This window comes from Tolypothrix bouteillei VB521301 (assembly GCF_000760695.4).
Lineage (GTDB): Bacteria > Cyanobacteriota > Cyanobacteriia > Cyanobacteriales > Nostocaceae > Scytonema > Scytonema bouteillei_A.
The window spans coordinates 7,388,554-7,408,584 of record NZ_JHEG04000001.1 but is presented as its reverse complement, the minus strand read 5'-3'; the positions used below and the strand labels follow the sequence as shown (position 1 = coordinate 7,408,584).

At 40.7% G+C, this 20,031-nt stretch carries 17 protein-coding genes; 11 read left to right on the top strand and 6 right to left on the bottom strand.

From position 1 onward, the window contains the following. Positions 1 to 2: 2 nt before the first annotated feature. The gene (locus HC643_RS30270) at positions 3 to 1,265 is read right to left on the bottom strand and encodes a murein hydrolase activator EnvC family protein (protein ID WP_237265965.1); all 1,263 of its coding nucleotides are present in this window, start codon (positions 1,263 to 1,265) and stop codon (positions 3 to 5) included. 234 nt (positions 1,266 to 1,499) lie between these two features. Beyond that, a complete protein-coding gene (locus HC643_RS30260) occupies positions 1,500 to 1,676 on the bottom strand; it encodes a D-glutamate cyclase family protein (protein WP_082051888.1) in 177 nt (58 codons plus the stop codon). A gap of 235 nt (positions 1,677 to 1,911) precedes the next feature. On the opposite strand from HC643_RS30260, the gene HC643_RS30255 reads away from it, so the two are divergent. Both HC643_RS30255 and HC643_RS30250 read left to right on the top strand, forming a co-directional pair. Beyond that, positions 1,912 to 2,829, top strand: a complete 918-nt coding sequence (locus HC643_RS30255; protein ID WP_038072885.1) for a DUF4351 domain-containing protein — start codon at positions 1,912 to 1,914, stop codon at positions 2,827 to 2,829. A 31-nt stretch (positions 2,830 to 2,860) separates the two neighbouring features. Beyond that, positions 2,861 to 2,998 (top strand): hypothetical protein, encoded by a 138-nt coding sequence (locus HC643_RS30250; RefSeq protein WP_153021436.1) that lies wholly within the window; start codon positions 2,861 to 2,863, stop codon positions 2,996 to 2,998. A gap of 655 nt (positions 2,999 to 3,653) precedes the next feature. Here HC643_RS30250 and bla read toward each other — a convergent pair. Then, complete coding sequence (gene bla, locus HC643_RS30245) at positions 3,654 to 4,625, bottom strand: class A beta-lactamase (protein ID WP_038072877.1); 972 nt, start codon at positions 4,623 to 4,625, stop codon at positions 3,654 to 3,656. 445 nt (positions 4,626 to 5,070) lie between these two features. Here bla and HC643_RS30240 point away from each other — a divergent pair, with 445 nt between their 5' ends. Together HC643_RS30240 and HC643_RS30235 are read left to right on the top strand one after the other, a co-directional pair. Beyond that, positions 5,071 to 7,026 (top strand): sensor histidine kinase, encoded by a 1,956-nt coding sequence (locus HC643_RS30240; protein ID WP_050046696.1) that lies wholly within the window; start codon positions 5,071 to 5,073, stop codon positions 7,024 to 7,026. Continuing rightward, positions 7,023 to 7,793 carry a DUF928 domain-containing protein gene (locus tag HC643_RS30235; protein WP_038072876.1) on the top strand — a complete coding sequence of 257 codons (771 nt, stop codon included), beginning with the start codon at positions 7,023 to 7,025 and terminating at the stop codon, positions 7,791 to 7,793. Before HC643_RS30240 ends, HC643_RS30235 begins: the two co-directional genes overlap by 4 nt. Before the next feature lie 328 nt (positions 7,794 to 8,121). On the opposite strand, the gene HC643_RS30225 is transcribed toward HC643_RS30235, so the two are convergent. Continuing rightward, the gene (locus HC643_RS30225; RefSeq protein ID WP_038072925.1) at positions 8,122 to 10,845 is read right to left on the bottom strand and encodes a CHAT domain-containing protein; all 2,724 of its coding nucleotides are present in this window, start codon (positions 10,843 to 10,845) and stop codon (positions 8,122 to 8,124) included. Between the two features lie 161 nt (positions 10,846 to 11,006). Between HC643_RS30225 and HC643_RS30220 the strand changes: the two genes are divergently transcribed. After that, the gene (locus tag HC643_RS30220; RefSeq protein WP_050046698.1) at positions 11,007 to 13,445 is read left to right on the top strand and encodes a two-partner secretion domain-containing protein; all 2,439 of its coding nucleotides are present in this window, start codon (positions 11,007 to 11,009) and stop codon (positions 13,443 to 13,445) included. A gap of 132 nt (positions 13,446 to 13,577) precedes the next feature. Further along, positions 13,578 to 15,209, top strand: coding sequence for an NB-ARC domain-containing protein (locus HC643_RS30215; protein ID WP_050046699.1), 1,632 nt, complete (start codon positions 13,578 to 13,580; stop codon positions 15,207 to 15,209). A gap of 134 nt (positions 15,210 to 15,343) precedes the next feature. Here the strand turns inward: HC643_RS30215 and HC643_RS30210 are convergent, their stop codons facing one another. Together HC643_RS30210 and lepB are read right to left on the bottom strand one after the other, a co-directional pair. Continuing rightward, a complete protein-coding gene (locus HC643_RS30210) occupies positions 15,344 to 15,655 on the bottom strand; it encodes a sigma factor-like helix-turn-helix DNA-binding protein (protein ID WP_272900273.1) in 312 nt (103 codons plus the stop codon). 8 nt (positions 15,656 to 15,663) lie between these two features. Next, entirely contained in the window at positions 15,664 to 16,269 is a 606-nt protein-coding gene (lepB, locus tag HC643_RS30205; RefSeq protein WP_050046701.1) for a signal peptidase I, read from the bottom strand. 723 nt (positions 16,270 to 16,992) lie between these two features. On the opposite strand from lepB, the gene HC643_RS30200 reads away from it, so the two are divergent. The 5 genes from HC643_RS30200 to HC643_RS30180 all read left to right on the top strand — a co-directional run bounded on the left by HC643_RS30200 (position 16,993) and on the right by HC643_RS30180 (position 20,020). Continuing rightward, positions 16,993 to 17,190 carry a hypothetical protein gene (locus tag HC643_RS30200; RefSeq protein ID WP_050046702.1) on the top strand — a complete coding sequence of 66 codons (198 nt, stop codon included), beginning with the start codon at positions 16,993 to 16,995 and terminating at the stop codon, positions 17,188 to 17,190. A gap of 69 nt (positions 17,191 to 17,259) precedes the next feature. After that, a complete protein-coding gene (locus HC643_RS30195) occupies positions 17,260 to 17,511 on the top strand; it encodes a Mo-dependent nitrogenase C-terminal domain-containing protein (protein ID WP_082051891.1) in 252 nt (83 codons plus the stop codon). Positions 17,512 to 17,691: 180 nt separating this feature from the next. Further along, positions 17,692 to 17,910 carry a hypothetical protein gene (locus tag HC643_RS30190; RefSeq protein WP_038072872.1) on the top strand — a complete coding sequence of 73 codons (219 nt, stop codon included), beginning with the start codon at positions 17,692 to 17,694 and terminating at the stop codon, positions 17,908 to 17,910. A gap of 71 nt (positions 17,911 to 17,981) precedes the next feature. Next, positions 17,982 to 18,389 (top strand): hypothetical protein, encoded by a 408-nt coding sequence (locus HC643_RS30185; protein WP_038072870.1) that lies wholly within the window; start codon positions 17,982 to 17,984, stop codon positions 18,387 to 18,389. A gap of 521 nt (positions 18,390 to 18,910) precedes the next feature. Then, positions 18,911 to 20,020 (top strand): 1-aminocyclopropane-1-carboxylate deaminase/D-cysteine desulfhydrase, encoded by a 1,110-nt coding sequence (locus tag HC643_RS30180; RefSeq protein ID WP_167844779.1) that lies wholly within the window; start codon positions 18,911 to 18,913, stop codon positions 20,018 to 20,020. The last annotated feature ends 11 nt before the right edge of the window (positions 20,021 to 20,031 follow it).

The window sequence follows — 20,031 nt, the reverse complement described above, 5'->3', positions numbered from 1 at the left end:
GGTTAAAGGAAATTCATGGGGTTAACTGGCGTACCATTTTTTCTCACTTCAAAGTGGAGGTGCGGACCGGTGGATAATCCCGTAGAACCAACAGCCGCGATCGCCTGTCCTCGCTCTACTGTTTGTCCTTCGGAAACAAACAATTCGCTGGTATGACCGTAAAGAGTTGTAATCCCATTGCCGTGGTTAATAATCACAGCCCGACCGTAACCACCATACCATCCAGCAAAAATCACCGTTCCCGAATCAGCAGCACGAATTGTACTGCCATAGCTAGCAGCAAAATCTAACCCAGCGTGAAAGCGACGATAACCAAGCACCGGATGCATCCGCCATCCAAAAGGACTGCTTGTCGGAGCAGAACTGGGATAAGCAAAAATACCTGTTCCCCGAATAATCACGCTGTTACGGCTGTTTGTTTTCAGTCTCTCTTCTTCCTCTGCAACCTTTTGCTGAATTAAGGATTTCAATGCCTGAGAATCTCTCTCAAGCTGACTTTCGGCGGCGGCTAGAGCTAAGCGATCGCTACTCAGACGTTGTATTAATTCCTCCTGTAACTGTGCTTGTGTTTGATAATCAGCTTTTTGGGCATAGAGTTGTTGGCGAATTAAGCCTATTTCATTTCTTTGCTCTTCTACCTGTATTTTTTGAGCGTTCAGCCGATTGGCTTGTTTCGTCAGTTTTGCCAGAACTTGTTGGTCGGCTTTATAAACTAACTTCAACTGACGGCGACGATCTAAAAAATCATTCAGGTCTTGGCTTTGCAGCAAAACGCCCCATCCTTGGCTCAAACGATTCCGTTGGAGAAAGCGCAAACGAGCAATAGTTGCTTCCTGACGTTGTTGATAGGAAACCTCAGCAGTCGCTAGATCCGCTTGTAATTGCTGTAGTCTTTGAATCGCTCTTTGCAATCGAAATTCACTATCTTGAATTTGAACATCAGTTGTTTGCAGGTTTTGTTCCAAACCGTTGAGGCGGTTTTGTGCGGCTTCTTGTAAATTATTCAAGCGCTGGCGTTCTTGGGTGACGCTTTGACGCTGTTGGTCAACCATTTGTTGCTGCTGGCGCAGCGTGTTAATTGTATAAGTTGCTTCTGTAGTGGCTGCATCACTTTGTACTGGAATAAATATCAAGCTAATGCATAAAATGCAGAAAACGGCAAGAATAAATATAAATTGACAGATACGCTCCTCCCCACACCCCTTAGAAAGTAGAAGGGGAGAGCAAGGATATGTCAGGTGTTTTTTGGGTAATGGCACTCTCATGCTGTTGACCGAGCCAGAAAATGGCTGCAAACATCAGGTGTATTGTTCCCAAAATATTGTCTAATCTTTCATTAGGTGAATTTTGATGGGGGGCTGTCAAATAAAAAATGTTCCAAATCTCTTGTGATGCGGTGCTCACAGCCCGCCAATTATCTTGGACAGGCGAGGACGCCCATCCCACAAGATGGATAATGATTTCTTGAACATTTCTGAGCGATCGCGGACTTTATGACTCTAAATAGAAAGCTCCTCGTCCTTTAAATCGCTGACAAACATATGTCCTGGTGCATAGCTAATAGCGAATTCAGGCTTTGCTTGAAGAATTGCAGTTTGAGTCGTAACCCCACAAGCCCAAAAAACACGAACTTCAGTATCCCGAAGAGTAACCGCATAGCCAATAAAGTTTTTCATTTGTTAGGAATTTCAACCCACAAGCTTCACACGTGTGGTTTTGCTGTTTTAAAGCTGAGGTTTCACTGTCACAGAGATATATTTGAACCAAGTGCATTTAAAGATTTTAACAAGTGGTCTAAGTTCGACAAAAAGGTTTATAAAAATTTTTCAGCGAAAATTCTTGGATTTAAATGCTATTATTTGAGGTACTTTTCTTCTTCAAGAAGCTACACAACTTCTCATAGTTTGTTAAATGATAGACCACGACAGATTATTTAAAGAACTTCTTTCAACATTTTTTATTGAATTTATCGAATTATTTTTTCCCCAGATTGCCAGTACAATTGACCGGGAATCGATTCATTTTCTTCCCCAGGAGTATTTTGCAGATTTGACATCAGGTGAAGATAAAATCATTGATTTGTTAGTAGAAGTCAAGCAAGCAGGTGAAGATGTAGGTTTTTTACTTCATGTCGAGGCTCAATCGTATACGGAAACAGAGTTTGCTCGTCGTATGTTTTTTTACTTTTCGCGATTGTATCAAAAGTATCTACAACGTGTATATCCTATCGTCGTGTTTTCCTTTAATGAACCTCGTCGTGAAGAAGTGCATCAACATACGGTAGAGTTTACTGATTTGAAGGTGTTAGAGTTTAACTTTGCTTCAATTCAACTAAATCGCTTAAATTGGCGAGACTTTGTGCGACAGCCTAACCCTGTAGCAGCAGCCTTAATGGCGAAAATGCAAATTCAACCAGAAGAGCGACCAAGAGTGAAAGCTGAATGTTTGCGGCTACTAGCGACATTGCGATTAGATCCAGCAAGAACACGATTAATTTCTGGATTTGTCGATACATATTTGGAACTGAATACTCAAGAGGAGCAAAGGTTTCAGGAAGAAATTGGTAAACTGAAAGAACAAGACAAAGAGGGAATTATGGAAATTGTTACTAGTTGGGAAAGACGAGCAACATTACAGGCAACACAATCTCTTGTCCTTAAATTACTTAATCGGCGAGTAGGACAACTGCCAGAAACAATCACACAGCAAGTTGAAAATTTATCCGTACAGGAACTAGAAGCGTTGGGGGAAGCACTACTTGATTTTACAAGTCTTGCTGACATTGAAACTTGGCTGACAGGGGTTCGTAAACTTTATGACTCTAAATAGAACACTCCGTACTCGTCGAATACCTTGAGCTATGGCACCGAGCAAATATCTAGAACGTGGTGATTGGCGTGGAGTTCTCTGCCGGAGTTTTGAGGGGGCGATACGCTCGGTACAGCTTGCGCCTGGCGATCGCTTTATGACAAACGGATCGATTTCGCCCAACCTCTAGCGCTATCATAGCAGCGTTAGCGAATACTTTCATAATTAACTTTAAGGTATGTAACTGTGCATAAAAAACTTGAGGAACTAATAAATCTATGTAGAAAACCCACCATTTAGCTACTTAGAACGGCACTTTTGTGTAGACAAGAATTTTCTGAAGCTGAGAGTAATTTCATTACATATATGGCTGGATTTTCTCATTACGAATTTGCAGAAAGTTTATTTTCAGATTTTAATTTATCTTTCTTAGAAAATACCTCTATATTTTTTGATAGAAAAATAATAAGTTTCACTTCAAAATTTTATTAAATGACCAATCTCATTACTGTAATATCAATGTGAAAACTGTTTTCAGCAGAGTCACAGCGTGTATTTTTGTAAACACATCGGAAAAATCTTTCCATAATCTGTCGCTTTATCAATTTCAACACCGAGCCGAGCTATATCAATTACTAAAAAGTATATATTGGTATGTTATAGATGCCATACAGCCTGAAAAAGTTACAGATTTTCTACACAAAATTAAAGCCGATTTCAAATTAATGCAATATGCAGGTACAAAGCATGACTATCTTCAAGAAATACTACCTGAGATTGAGATAATGGTATTAGAAAATATTAGAAAGTCTTTCCAATAGTGTGTTTGAAGTGTCATTTTACATTCATTTGCTCCATTCGTCCCAGGCGGCTTTCGCCAATTTTGCGATGACTTCTTCGCGGATTGCATTGGTTGCCTGAGAATCAGAAACAAAAACTGCGATCGCCAGATGTTGTCCGTTCGGCAGTGTCACGATTCCCACATCATTGGTTGCAGCCGTCACGCCATTGACGGTAGCTGAAGTCCCCGTTTTGTGCGCTACAACTGTTCCCTTAGGTAACAGTCCTTTAATACGGTTTGGACCTGTCGAAGTCTCTATCATCCATTGCCGCAGTAAGGCTTGAGTGGATTTTGAAAGCCCTCGCCCTTTGTGGAAAGCACGTAATAAATTAACGGCTGCATCCGGCGTTGCATAATTACGATACTGCAATGCTCGATCTTTCCCGAACTGGATCTCGTTCTCTGTGTTTGCGACAACAATGTCATTGACGTCAAGATTGCGTAAATACTCCGTGACACGCTGTGGTTTACCGATGAGTCGTAACAGCACATCACAAGCCGTACTATCACTTTCAGAAACCATGTACTTTAAGAGTTCAGCCAGACGGAATTCCTTCCCTTGCGAATTCTTCTCTAGAATCCGACTGTCCCGAACAATATCGCTAGCCGCAACCCGAATCTTCTGGTCTAACTTTAGGTTTCCTTGGTCTACTTGAGCCAAAACCGCCATCGCAATTGGAAACTTATAAACGCTTTGCATCGGAAATCGCCGATCTCCATTCAGAGATACTGACTCTCCAGTTTCGACCACTGTGGCTGTCATCCCCACCCGCCCTTGAGCCGCATGGGAGATTTGTTCAATGAGATCGCGCAATTTGTTGCTGCGAGGGGTGTTGGCGGTTGTGACTTCGCTCGGCGTACTTGTTTGACTGTTTGAGGTATCTTTGCTGTTGCTGGAATTAATCTCTGTGCAACCAACACTCAGTAGAAACAAGCAAAAGGTGTAAAGCCAAGCTTTTTTAACCACTTGAAACATATCTCTTGAATTAGAATCGCGAACCGCTAGAGCTACACTCGCCGAGCGCTCAATTTCGGAATTCTTCTGAGAAATCGATCGTTTCAGCTAACAAGGAACGAACTGTCATCCTTTCTCAAAATCAGGTGATTTTGTTGAGTGAGTTGTGCATACCATCTAGGCTCGATTACATTTGTTCCCGTAGGTTCAATAATTAAGGCGGCTCCGGTAATGCGATCGCCTTTACGCTCTCATAATGCATTCGTCGCCACCGTCGTTCCCATCTTGACTGCTGCATCGTTGTAGCGTTCCTTATTTACTCGTTACCGATCGCTGGTCACTGATTTCTAAATTAATGCTAAAAAGCTTTATCTTGCCTGGTATAAACTAGAAATTAGGTAAAAAATAAGGAACTACGCATTTAAATTGAAATTGCAGCAAGAAAGTTAGGATTAATCAGTTAGGAATGTGGAACAAGATCGAGCAACAAGCGAAGATTTGGCGAACCGCAGCTTTACCAGGATTGGTTGTGGTGGGCTGTATTGCTATTGCTCGGCTAACTGGTTCTCTCCAAATTCTGGAGTGGATAGCGTTTGATAAATTTCTGCAACTGCGTCCGGTAGAAGCACCAGATGGGCTAATTACCATTGTTGGTATAAATGAAACGGATATTAAAGCTGTTGGAAAATATCCCATTCCAGATCGCGATCTCGCTAAATTATTACAAATTATCCAAAGTCATAGACCTAGAGCAATTGGGTTGGATCTTTTTCGCGACTTGAACAGCGCTCCAGACCGAGTTAAATTAGGCACACTTTTAAGAAGTAATTCCAACATAATTGGTATTGAAGCTGCTTTAGCTTCTCAATCGGATCTCAGAGTGAAACCACCCCCAGAGTTACCTTCTCATCGGGTTGCCCTTGCTGATATTATTCTCGATGATGATGGTAAATTACGACGAGGGTTGCTCTCTAGTAGAGTTGACGACGGTAGAATCAAATACTCTCTTCCTTTACTTCTTGCACAGATGTATTTGCGATCGCAAGGAATCGCAATTAAACATGGGACTCGTGCTGACAATCCCATTCAATTTGGTGATACTCAATTACCCCGCTTTGAAACAAACACTGGTAGCTATGTAGGAGCAAACGCTGGAGGTAACCAAATCTTGCTGAATTTTTACAGCCATCCACATCCTTTTTCAATCGTTTCTCTGACAGATGTTTTTACAGGAAAAGTCAAGCCGGAGTTAATTCGCGATCGCATTGTCATTGTTGGAATGACTGCTTCTAACAGTGTCAATGATACATTTATGACCTCAGCAACCAAAAGTACCTTGCTGACGGATGCAATAGGAAACTCAAAGCAGTACCAGTTGATTTATGGAGTTGAGTATTTAGCGCACGCCACCAGTCAAATTATTAACGCAGTTCTCAAACACAGACCGCACCTCCATACATGGTCAGAGGTTTGGGAATACCTTTGGATTTTTGCATGGGGATTGTTGGGTATCATTTTAGGTTTGCTGCTGCAATCTCCTTGGAAGACTCTTTTAACGTTAGCTCTTTGCAGCCTTTGTTTAATAGGAATATGCTACGGGCTGATAATTTTAAGCTGGTGGGTTCCTATAGTACCTACTTTGTTAGCATTGTGTGCTGCTGGCTTGACGACTTCATTATTCGATCGAGATTCCCGAATTCTGTTAGAACAGCGTAGTTTAACTCTGAAGCGCACCTATGATGCTGTGCATAACGGTCCGTTACAAACCATCGCTGCTATATTGAGAAGTCTTGATGAAGAACCGTCATATACTAAGATGCGATCGCAACTACAGTCACTCAATCAGGAATTACGCTCGGTTTACGAGTTAATGAATAAAGAACTGTCAACAGGTAATAATCGTTACATTCAAGCCTCTATTTCAGAATTGCTATATGAAGTCTATGATAATACGCTAAAGCGAGAATTACCGGGTTTTGATTCCATCAAGACTTACATTCCACCTGATTTTAGCCCGCTCCAAGACTGTACTCTCACTGCCGAGCAAAAGCAAGGTTTGTGTATTTTTATGGAAGAAGCTTTGTGTAATGTCGGTAAACACGCACTCGACGCAAGCTGCTTGGATGTCGTTTGTACGCGTTCGTCCTTGGCTCAAGGCGTACCCCACTTATCGCCAAACCTTTACACCCTACAAATTATTGATAATGGAATTAACTCTATTCCCAACGAAAACCCTAAAAGCGGTCGAGGTACATACCGAGCTAAAGAGTTGGCGAGGTCTTTAGGAGGCAAATTTCAGAGGCGATCGCACGTACCCCAAGGAGTTATCTGTGAATTAACTTGGAGAGAAATCACACCATGGTGGCGATTGCTTTTCCGCAAGACGAATTCAAAAACTTCCAAAGGAAACTCAAAGCCATGATACAAGAGGTAACATTCAAAAAACAAGTGACTGCTGGGTTAATGGCAGGCATTTTTTTTGGGCTTTCGCTGATACCTGTTACAGTACTAGCAGATGACAGAACGCCACCTGACGATCGAGCACCTTCGAGTGGTAGATCGTCCGGCGGTAGGGGATGCGGGACACCAGAGCTATCCGCACAGTCAAACGTGTCAGCACTCATCCTACTAGCTCCAAACGGATACCCCAGACAAACTGTTTCCACTCGTCCAAAATTTGCTTGGTTTGTACGCGATACTGGTTCTATGGCAGCCGAATTCAGGTTATACGAACGGGAAAACGGTACATCTCCTCAAAACGGGAATCGCTTCAAGTTAGTCACGGAGATTAAAGACGACAACTTTAAGACTGCTCCAGGCATTACGGTGCTATCACTAACCCAATCCTATCCAGAACTAACAGTAGGTAAGCAATATCGCTGGCAAGTAGAGATCGTTTGCGATCCCAGCCGTCCTTCCAGTAATATCTTTGCAACATCCGATATTGAAATCGTACCAACACCACTAAATTTAAAGACTCAATTGGAGCGTGCAAAGACTTCCCTTGAACGCGCAACCCTGTACGAACAGGCAAATCTTTGGTATGACCTTTTGGGAGTTACTTTCACTTCTGAGAGTAACGACGCCAAGCTAAAAACTATTCGGTTATCTCTACTTGACAAAATTGGCGAGAATGATAAAGAATGGCAAATGCTACGAAACAGTGAAATTTATCTCATTCAAAGATAATGCAAAAAATAGTCGTGGTTTAACTGCAGTGAATACAAACGCTCAAATTATTCAGTCAATATGGCTGCGTACGTACTAACTACAGTGGCTTGTCCTTTTGCCAGAGTGGGTAAGATAGCCACAACTTTATGTACTAAAGGCTTCAGATCTGCCAATTGGTAGGATGGTGCCTGTAAAACAATTACAGTGATATTGAATTGTGGTAGATTCCTGACGGGGCGACAAATTACGATCGACCGTGATGAAAACATCAAACTCTGTTTGTGCAAGGGTAAGAAGTTGACCATTCTTAATTCCAGCCCACCCCATCTACGGAACTGTTTTCACTTCACAGCCAACTTCCCACCAAAATTAACGCCGCCCAATAACCGGGATGGCTGCGATCGCCTCGATGTTCCTGAAGCCAAATTTTTTGAGCAGATTGCAGCGCTTTTGCTCGACTCATTCCCTGTCCCAGAAAGCGATAAAACTGAGTAATTAGTTGAGCGGTAGACTCATCGTCCACTTGCCAAAGAGAAGCAACAACACTGCGTGCGCCTGCTTGGAGCGAAATCCCAGCAATACCCAAAGCATCGCGATCGCTACCTGCTGCAGTTTCACAAGCTGTTAGTGTTAATAAATCCAATGATTTGTCTCGATACACCTCCTGAATAATTTGATAAAGTTGATTCATAGTTAGCTTTTCATTATAGTTATAAGTTCCAAGTTTTAAGTTTTGATTTAATGCGTCCTTGTCTCCCATATACTTTTTACCAGTTACTAAAAAAGTGTCTTGTGAATCGATGCCAAATTTCCCGTGAGTTGCTAGATGGATAATCGGAAAAGGATTTTTCGTGAGTTCTTGTTTTAAGCGTTCGAGAGTGAAAGCATCATCAATTAATCCTTTACTACCGGGAAGGATAGTTGTGATGCTATCAATTTCCGACTTGACATAATTTAATGGTTCAAAAAAGGTTGGTCCCTCAACTACAGAAGGTTTCGTCAAACCAAAACCTAAAACTTGTAGAGATTTTCTGTTAAGTTGGGCTGGATCGACTAAGGTGAGACTCAGGGTACTGGCAATGGCATACTGCTCAACTAAAAATTGATTGCCATCATAAAGTGCTGCCATTGGAATACTGCGGAGAATTCCATCTTGAATGAAGACCAAAGTTTCAATTTGTGCTTGTTGTAAGTATTTGGCGAAGGGATGAATGAGCCAGTCGTAGACTTGCTGTGATTTTTCTTGATAGGTATTTGCTAAATCAGAGCGCTTTTCAAGCTTGAGACGTAGTTGGTTGACGGTTGTAATTACGTCCTGACTTGTTGCTGGTATCCAATACACGTGTGATTGAAAGCTTTTATCTTGATTTAGTAGAGTTAGGATGACTGCAACTCTGTTTTTAAGAATCATGGTGCTGATGACAGCTGTTTTTTCATCAATTAGGGTGACGGGTTTTACGATCGCTTCTAAGGAACAATCATCCCCAAGATAATTTTGTAGTTCTGCCAAACGCAAACTATCAATTGTTTCTAGAGCAGACTCAATGGATTTGTGATTTTTTTCATCACCCCATTTTCCATTTTCTCTATCTCCCTGTGCTTGCTCTAGGTACAATTCAGTTAATTCACGATAAATAGGTTCAACAGTGTCACGGAAATCAAATTGGAAATCGCGTCCAGCGATCGCTAAATCTCCCCTAATTTCTTTTAAAGTCTTAACTGAGCTTTTATAGAACGCGATCGCCTCTTTAGTTCTTGAAAGCGCTTGTAAAATTCGCCCTGCTTGCCAATCCCACAGATAACGGCTCTCCTGCATTCCTGCAACCAATTGTGCTTGTTGCGTTAGTTGCAATGCAAGAGGATAGTTTTGACGACATTCATATACGTGTCCTAAACGACCCAATGCAAAGGATACAGATTGTTGGTCTTTCAAGCGTTGAGCGATCGCAATGGCTTGCTGGAGTAGCTCTACTGTTTCAAAAGGCACATTTGTACTTAAACAGCGAGTTGCTGAAACAGCATCCGAAGTTGCAGGAGGTAAGCTCAGGAGTTGATATAAACTAGCCAACCGAATGGCTGCATAAGCTTTATCGCGGGAATCTGGTAGCCGCTTTAAGACATTCAACGCTTGCTGTAGAGTGCTGCCTAAAGAAACGTCTGTGCGACTCCGATGATAGGGTATGAATAGGTTGAGTAGCGATCGCAGTTCATTTATCGGCTCGTTATGTCTGCGAGCAAGGGCAATGCTCTTTTCAAAGAAGGCGATCGCTTTGCTATCCCAATCATTGGCATTGCGAGCAAATTTTTCCACTGCCATTTTATCGGCTGCTTGTTTGGCAAACTGAAGTCGGCGATAATCGCGTTTAGCAAGGCTAGTGTAGGTGTTTCCCAAACCAGTTAACGCAGAGATAACGTGCAATTTGTAATCATTATAATCCACTACTGTCAATACTTTTTCAAAATATTTAATAGCTTGTTCGTAATCGCCCTGCAAACGGTGAGCATTACCCAAGCTACCCAAGGCGGTGACTTCTGAGAGTGTATCTGAATGGTTGCGGGCGATGTTCAAAGCAGTTTCTTTGATGCAGTTTGGGTCTACCTTACTGTCGCCACATAACAGAGCGATCGCTTTGCGCTGCTGTCCCAAGCTACTGTATACCTGAGCAAGTTCTGCGAGCATTCTTCCTAGCTGTAGACTCGCGCCAACTTTTTGATAGTGGGCTATGAGTTGATTGAGAGTCGCGATCGCTCGATCTATCCGACCAACTTGTTGATAAGCTCGTACCAAGTACTTTAAAACTGTCACCGTATCTTCAGATTTTTGTTGGGAATTGCTGCTTAAAGCTGCTTCCCAAAGCGAAATTGCTCCTTGAAAGTCTCCGGTTCTATAGAAATTTAACCCTTGTTGCATTAAGTGTTTCCAATCGAGCGATCGAGCAATTACCACTCCACCAAGTTGTATTTGCCTAAATGTCAGGGAAACTTGACCCAAACACAAGCAGATGGTAAAGCTACAGAGAAAGAAAAGGTTCAGCAGGCGGCTAGTTTTCAAACACTGGTGTAAGCCCATGCAAACCTCCAACACCCAAATTGAGAATACAATTACGATAGTGAAGAAATACATTTGTTGCTGAAAAATACAACTTTAGATAGAGAACTTTTGAGCATATTTCCCTACTCAGATAGTAAACTTCTGTATTAAAGTTCAATAGTGTATTCCTCCTTTGGGAAATGATTGCTAGAAACTGTCTTGGCAAGTGGCTGTTAGCTGTAAGTGGCATAATTTTGTCCGACTTGCTGAATGTGGCGAAAGTGGCAATAGCTGAGGTTATACCCGATGAAACATTGTCAGCACAAGAGCGAACGCAAGTTTCGGGCAATCCTAACTTTCAGATAGACGGAGGCGCAAGAAGGGGAAATAATTTGTTTCACAGTTTCAGCCAGTTTTCTATCTCTGGTGGAGGTTCTGCTTACTTCAACAATGCAGGAGATATCCAAAATATTTTCAGTCGGATCTCAGGTGGGTCAGTGTCTAATATAGATGGGTTAATCCGAGCAAACGGTAAGGCTAACCTATTTTTGTTGAATCCCAATGGAATAGTATTTGGTCCAAATGCTCGACTCGATATAGGCGGTTCGTTTGTTGGTACTACCGCCAATACCATTAACTTTGCTGATGGTTTTCAATTTAGCGCTACCGCTCCCCAAGCCGCACCCTTGTTAACCATGAGCGTTCCTATTGGCTTGCAATTCGGACAAAATCCTAAAACCATTCGCGTGCAGGGAAATGGTTACGATTTATCTGTTCCGGGAGCCGTTGGTTCCCCGACAATTAAAGGTAACACCGTTACTGGTTTAGTTGTGCTACCTGGAAACACCTTGGCGTTAGTTGGGGGAAATATAGACATTCAGGGCGGTACATTAACAGCAGAACAAGGAAGAATTGAGTTAGGGAGTGTCGGAACCGGACAACAAGTTGAGCTGAGTCTTGTTTCTCAAAGCTTGGCTTTGAGCTATCAAGGAATTCAAAACTTTCAAGATATTCAATTCTCTCAAAAAGCTTTAGCTGATAGCAGTGGTGGCGGTTCAATTCAAGTGTGGGGAGAAAGGGTATCCCTTACAGATGGCTCGCAGATGCTAGTTCAAAACCAAGGAGAACAACAAGGGGGAAGTATAAATGTTAATGCTCGCTCTTTGGATATGAGTTCAACAACTCTAGATGGTAGACTTCGTAGTGGGTTGGACTCGCAAACTTTGGGAAGTGGAACGGGAGCAGATATTGCGATCGCAACACAACAATTAATCGTTCGAGATGGGGCTGCAGTGAGTGCTCGTTCCTTTGGAACTGGTAATTCGGGTCGGGCGATCGTCAATGCTTCTGATTCAGTGCAAGTGCTTGGATTTTCGCCTCTAGATCTCTTGAGAAATAGCAACATCGCTTCTGTGGCGTTAGGTTCTGGGGATGCGGGTAGCGTTAGTATATCAACTCGGCAATTAACAATTCGCGATGGAGGTGGTATTGCAGTTTCGACGTTAGGAGATGGGGAAGGAGGGGAGGTAACTGTAAATGCTTTTGACTCGATAGAAATCGTTGGAGCGAGAAATGCTTTCTTGTCGAGCAATATATCAGCCGCCACTCTAGGGAATGGAAATGCTGGAAAGATCGCGATCGACACGGGAAAGTTAGTTCTTCGAGATGGGGGAACAGTGAATTCTTCTACCGTAGCATCTGGTAACGCAGGTAGTGCAGTCATCAATGCTACAGTCTCGATTGATATCGATGGTAAAGGATTTGATTCGGGGCTACCAAGTAGCGTGCGGGTGTCTGCTCCTCTTCCCGATCGAGAATTGCAACAGGCTTATCGGCTGTCACCAGTACCTCAAGGCTCATCTGGAGATATTATTATCAATACTGGAAGGTTACGTGTGACCAATGGTGCAAGTGTTGAAGCGAGTAACCAGGGGACAGGTGATGCTGGAACGCTGCAAGTTAAGGCAAATTCTATCGTTTTAGATCGTGGGGGTGCAATAACATCTGCGACTGCATCCGGTCGAGGAGGCAATATAGATCTACAAGTAAAAAATCTGCTCCTCATGCAACGTGGCAGTCAAATCACTACCTCGGCATTTGGATCTGGTAATGGTGGTAATATTAGTATCAGAACATCTTCACTCGTAGCTGTACCCAAAGAAAATAGCGACATTAGTGCTAATTCTGCAAACGCTCGTGGGGGAAATGTTGATATTAATACCAATACTCTTTTGGGTTTCCAGTTTCGCTCGGAAAATACTTCTTTGAGCGATATAACTGCCACGGGAAAGGATTCTGCCTTCAATGGAATTGTTCAAATTAACGTTCAAGATATTACCCCCAATAATGGATTGGTGGAATTGCCTGCAGTTGTCTTGGATAGAAGTACGCTCATTGCTAATAGATGTATCGCTCGCAAAAGTCCCCAAAGTAGATTGATTATTACAGCAAATGGGAGCTTACCTACTTTACCTGATGACTTGCTAAATTCTCCCTTCCCAACCTATGAGATAGAGTCTGTACCAGCACAAAACCAGAGTGATGCACTCACTGATGAAGGAGGATTTATTTACACGGAACCTGATGGTATTTATCCAATGTCGAATGGAGAAGTTTTGCTGGGGCGTCTTTGCCATTAAACTTGAAAATTGCCAAAATTGGCAATGCAACTTTCCGAATTCGGAAAGTCATTTGCGCGAAAGGACAAGACTTTACTCTGGAGTACGCTCTACGCTTGAAAATGTCAGCAAAACGTTACTGGGGAAAATTTTATGTCTATCGCCGCAAAATCAGCCCGCAAACGTGGTGTTATTCTGACGACTAACGGTTGGAACAAATTCCAGAACACTAAACGCGAGTTTGAGTTGCAAAATAATAACGGGAATCGCTATTCTTATGAAGAACTGAGCGATCGCACCAACTTATCATTACACACCATTTCCCGCATCCTGGCACGTACAGAGAAGGTAGACAAGCGATCGTTAGAATACTGTTTTCAAGCCTTTGGTATAGAATTAGACAAAGGAGATTATACTCAATGTGGTGGTCCTCAAGCATTTGATTGGTCTGAAGCAGCAGATATTGGAGTTTTTCAAGGTCGCAATGAAGAACTCATGCAGTTGCAACAGTGGGTACTAATAGATCGATGTCGTCTAATTGCAGTCCTCGGGATGGGAGGAATTGGAAAAACAACTCTTGCAAGCAAGTTTGCGCGACAAGTTCAGCATGAGTTTGAATACCTCATTTGGCGATCTATATCAAAAGCGCCTTCGCTCAACACTTTGGTTGCAGACTTGGTTTCCTTTTTGTCTAATCATAAAGAAACCAAAGGCGATATTGGACGATTAATGCATTATTTGCGTAATTCTCGATGTCTGTTGATTTTAGATAATTTGGAATCAGTGTTAGATCCTGGTTACCCAGGACAATACCTTCCCGGTTATGAAGGGTATAGTCAATTACTCCAAGTGATTGGAGAAACAACACATCAAAGCTGTTTGATGTTGACTAGTCGTGAAAAGCCTTCTGAGATAGCCTCTAGCGAAGGAACTGATGTACCCGTGCATTCTTTGAAGTTAGGGGGTTGTCAGGAAGCTGCTTCTTCTATACTCGAACTAAAAGGATTAATAGGGAGTGAAAAACAAAAACAACAATTGTGCGATCGCTATGGTAATAGCCCTCAAGTCATAAAAATTGTTGCGACTTCAATTCTAGACTTATTTGACGGTAATATCAAAGAATTCCTTAAACAAAGAACTGTTGTTTTCAATGGTATACGTCGCTTGTTAGAACAACAATTCAATCGCCTCTCACACTTGGAGCAAACCATTATGTACTGGTTGACAATCAATGGCAACTGGACAACCATTACAGATTTAATTAACGATATTATACCTACTGTTTCAAAAGTAGATTTATTGGAGGCTTTGGAGGGGCTTATTAGGCGTTCTTTGCTTGAAATGCAATTGGGACAATATACACTGCAACCATTAATTATGGAATATGTAAAAAACCACATCATTGAGCAGGTATTTACTGAATTAAAGACAAAACAACTTAATTTTTTTATGAGCTATGCACTGGAAAAAAACACAGTTAAAGATATTGAAAAAACAAGAGAAGAAAAACTTATTTTACACGCGATCGCTGACTCTTTTCATACTAGTTTTCCTTCTCAAAAAGCACAAGAACAGCAAATTCAGGAAATCCTAGAAGTATTACTCGACCAAGATAAAAAATTACTATATTATGGTGGTAGTAACTTGATGAATCTGTGCCAATATCTCCAAATTGATACAACTCGCTATGAATTCGACCGTTTAAACATTCAGCACCCCTCTAGAAAGAAAGAGAATTTACTCAACATGAATGTTGTTCGATTTGAGCGAGCGAAAGCTGTATAAAATTATGTGTACTTACACTATTTGTAAGGGCGCAAAACCACCGCGCCCCTACAGTTTGTAGAACTTTAACTAGCTAAATAATCGCTTATTTTATCTCGGTTGCGGCGCGGGATACTCAAAGCCTTCATATCTATTTATCGTACTCGTTCTCGAGTAATACCCATACCATGACCGATTTGTGCTAAAGACAGTTCATGTCCATCTGTAAAACCAAAGCGCAAACGTTTAACTTCTCTTTGTTGAGAAGACAACCTAGATAGTAAGCCATGAAGGTCTTGATGGATAGATTTTTCCAAAACATAATTAAAAGGAGAATGGGCTTCATCCTCTAACATTTCTTGCAATTCTGTGTCTCTGTCTGCTCCAACTCGCAACTCTAGAGAAATATGTCTGTGAGAGAATATCATAAAATCTCGGATTTGGCTTGGAGCTAAAGAAAGGGTTATGGCAATTTCTACACCTTCTTATTAGCATTTATTGTATTCAAGTTATAAGTAGGTCTATGTATTCCTCCAATTTGGTTGAAAGGCCAGAAGGAGAAAATTGCCCGACCGACAATTTTATTACGGGGAACAAAACCCCAATAATGGCTGTCAAAACTATCATTTCGATTGTCTCCAAGAACTAAATAAGAATTGGCTGGGACAATAACTGGTCCCCACGTATAATCTGGTTTAGCTTCGATATAATTTTCTTTTATGGGTACATTATTAATGAAAACTTGCCCATTTTTTACATCAACTTTATCTCCAGGTAATCCAATAACACGTTTAATAAAAGCATCATGAAAATTGTCTTCTTCTAATGTTTTTGTAGGATTAAAAACAACAATATCACCACGTTTAGGAGAAGTAAAATCATAACTCAATTTATCTATGAGTAAATGCTCTCCTGGTTGAATAGTTGGTTCCATCGATCCAGATGGTACATAACGCGGTTCAATAATAAAGGTACGAATTCCAAAGGCAATAACCAAGCTAAAAATAATGGTTTTGACGAATTCAATCCAAAAATTTCCCGATTGGATTTCGTTTGGTTGTCGCTCGTTAAGTACAGACATAAGTTTAAAACCTAAAAATTATACAAGATATTTGAAGAAGGTAGGAGGCAGAGGGCAGAGGGCAGAAGGAACATATGCGTTGGGGATTCAAACCCCAACCAACTAAATTCAACTTATCAATTAGCTAAAAATCAATTTTTGTATCTTGGTTTAAATTATTCATAGTCTTCATTGTTTTTATATTTCTAGTTCAACTGTAGAAAGAAAAAGTTAAGAACTTGGGAAGATTGGCTTTGACAGTAAGATTTTTACACAGTGAGGGAATTCCTAAAGAGGATGCACGAACCTACAGCGAAGAGCCTACATATAATGCGATCGCTCACTGCAGTTGTTTGCCGGACTCAATTTCGCAATCGCGAATCAGTAAAGAAATTTGGCTAATTTGCTGCAAATATACAGTCATTGCGTCTGTCGAAGTCTGAATCATAGTACCATGTTCGATGAAGGATTATTTTTAGGTGCTGATGTTCTTAGTTTCCACGTACAGCACCACTTCTATGGGCGAAGAAGGATAAGTTAGAGTAAAGATAACGAAGAGTTTTTCCTGTAACTTTATCCTAGTGAAGTATGGTTAGACGGGCAAGGATGCTTGTCCCACAGGATTTCCATTGGCTTATAAGCCGCCTTTATATTTTTTATCTGAGTATTTAAGTTTTTTCTAACTTCAAGACTAACTTAACTTTCTTCACCCATATAGCTTTCTTAAGAAGGCAAATTGAAATCATGACACACCAACTTAAAGTACAACTTTTACAACCATTACTTATGGACACAATCATGATTTCTGTATCTTCTCAAAAACTTGAATCAACAATCAGTTCTTTAACTAAAGTTGACACATCGCACCAAACAAGAAAACTAGCTGCTAACTGGTACATAGTTGACGGTCAGTTGATTTGTAAGTGGAATATCTGTTCTTGAACTCATTTGATATTTTCTAGATACTTGGTAATCAAAGAGAAAAAACCGAACATCAAAGAGGAACTCGTCATGAATACATATCATTTGAATTTACTACAACCATTACAGCAAAAGCTAGATGCATTTGAAATTAATAATATTCAATTGGCGAACTTTTTGTGCCAATTCATCCCAGACTCTTGTCCGTTTGAACGGAACATACAACTGTTTGGTAACTTAACTATCCATATTCCTCCGTTGTGTAAGCTAAATCCACTGTACGAACAATTAATTGGGTTGCGTTTTCGTGCCTTATGTTATCTTGACGAGCATTCATCTTAAACTCCGCTCCACAGTTAAGTTAGGGGTTTAACTGGTTCATCTTAGCTGGTACAAACTTAGGGAAGCTCGTAAACTGTACTTTAAGAGTGTGTTTATTCAATCTGTCACAGCAATATTTACAGAGTGAAAGCTAGTACATACAAATTTTGGAATTGAAACGATGATGCAGCTGTAGAAGCAATGGCAAAGCTATGCCCTGTGTATAAAGATTCTTATGCACTAGTGATGCTAGTGTTAGAAGAATCTCATCAGGTATCGCGAGCAATTGGCACTGCTTTAGCAATTCAGGCACAAAAAGAAGGTTTAGCAGATTTAGTTGCAGATGCTGAAAAAGCAATTAAAGAGGCAATGTGGGAGCCAAAGTATACACCAATCATCATGAAACCGCTGCTTTGTTAACTGCTATGACCGCATTAATATCACCTCTATACAATCCCTTACTAAAATATTGAACTCAAAGGAGAACGATTATGAATCAACGACCAATAGGTGTGACTATTCTCGCTTCCTTACAACTGATAAACAGTGTTTCACTGTTATTTCAAGGAGTAGTAATTTTATTCCTCAAAAATTCCAACTTACATCAACTACTTCACACACCAGTACTTCCAAGCAATGTAGCAGAATTGATTGGTGGATTTCTCCTATTTCTTTCCTCGATTAGTTTTCTTCTAACTTATGGTCTATTTACTCTCAAATATTGGGGTTGGCTAATCAGTTTAATTTTTCAAATTCTAGGTTTATTTGCGTTTTTCTTTGTATTTTATCAAGCGCGAACAACTGCTGGATTAACTGTTATAAGCGCTGTCATCCATGTAACAATTATATATTACCTATGCCAACCTAATGTCAGGCGGTCTTTTGTACCTACCAATTAATTAGTTAATATGGCAGTCCTCAATCATTTGGAAGAATTGGAAATTGTTTTGACTTCCCTGTAATTTACAAAAATAACAGGGAGGGTACATTTTCTTCCAAACTATTTAAGCCGTTTGACAGCTATTAATATAAATCTACCATTAACTTTTTGTTAAGTGATTCATCTTCACTCTCAAGCCAAGATTTGAAACTGAAACTAGATAATAAGTCAGGGTTAATCATAATTTAGGTAGATATGTTATCTACAACCATAAATAAAAAAGTATTCCTAATAAGCCATGAGTGTCATTATAAAATATTTACAAAAACTTACATTTATACAAAAAGGTTGTTTGGGGCTATTACTACTAGGAGGTTTATTATTTTCTCAACTGCTGACACTGTATATCACACCAGTGTTTTACACATAATGAAAGCATTACGAAGAAGATTGGAAAATAGTAATTCAAACAAACACTTACAAACAATGTAATAGCGTACACATATACGTTTCATGATAAATTATTTAGGAGACAGAAAAATGCTTCCTTTGTTTAAGGCTTATCCACAATTACAAGCCAAACTGCCTTATGTATCGTTAGCTGAATTATCAACCCCGGTGCATAAGCTGAATAACATAGAAAAGACACTTAATGCAGAACAACTTTACATCAAGCGAGACGATCTGAGTAGTTCGATCTATGGGGGTAACAAGATCCGCAAATTAGAATTTCTGTTGGGAGACGTTCTTAACCAACATTCAAAGCGAGTATTGACGTTTGGTTTTGCTGGGTCTAACCATGCCTTAGCAACAGCAATTTATGCCCATTCTCTTGGTATTCGCACGACTTCAATGCTCATGCCCCAAATAAACGCTAGCTATGTCCGTCGTAATCTTCTTACAAGTTATTATTATCAGGCAGATCTTCATCAGCACCAGAACCAACTTGCACTCTTTTTTCACACAGTATCCCAACTTGTTCGCTATACCTTAAAAGAAGCTCGCATACCTTACATTATTGCTCCTGGAGGTTCTTCACCCTTGGGTACAATCGGCTATGTCAATGCAGCATTTGAGCTAAAAGAACAAATTATGCAAGGTTATATGCCCGAGCCAGACTTGATTTACCTACCATTAGGAACTATGGGAACTGCTACAGGGCTGGTACTAGGCTTAAAAGCGATTGGTCTTAAGTCAAAAGTCATTGCTGTTCGAGTTGTAAAAGCGCAATTCGCAAATGAAAAGAAAATAGTCAGATTGTTTAATCAAACCAACTCACTTTTACACTCCCTAGACTCTACTTTTCCCATCTTGCAAATAACAGAAAAAGATTTGTGTATTCGGCATGAATTCTTTGGCGAAGACTATGCTCATTTTACAGAGTCAGGAATGAAAGCCGTCACTCAGATGAATAATTATGAAAATATTCCTTTAGACGGCACGTATACTGGAAAGGCATTCGCCGCCCTAATTCACGATCTTAACCAAGAAGATATCAAACATCAGGTAATTCTTTTCTGGAACACTTATAACTCTAGAAATTTACCCACAGCTTTTGTTGATGAAGACTTTCATCAGCTTCCTCAATCGTTTCATCGTTATTTTATTGGAACATTGTTCGGCTCGGGTTCGGAAACAAGCGATCGCTAACTCGATCGCTC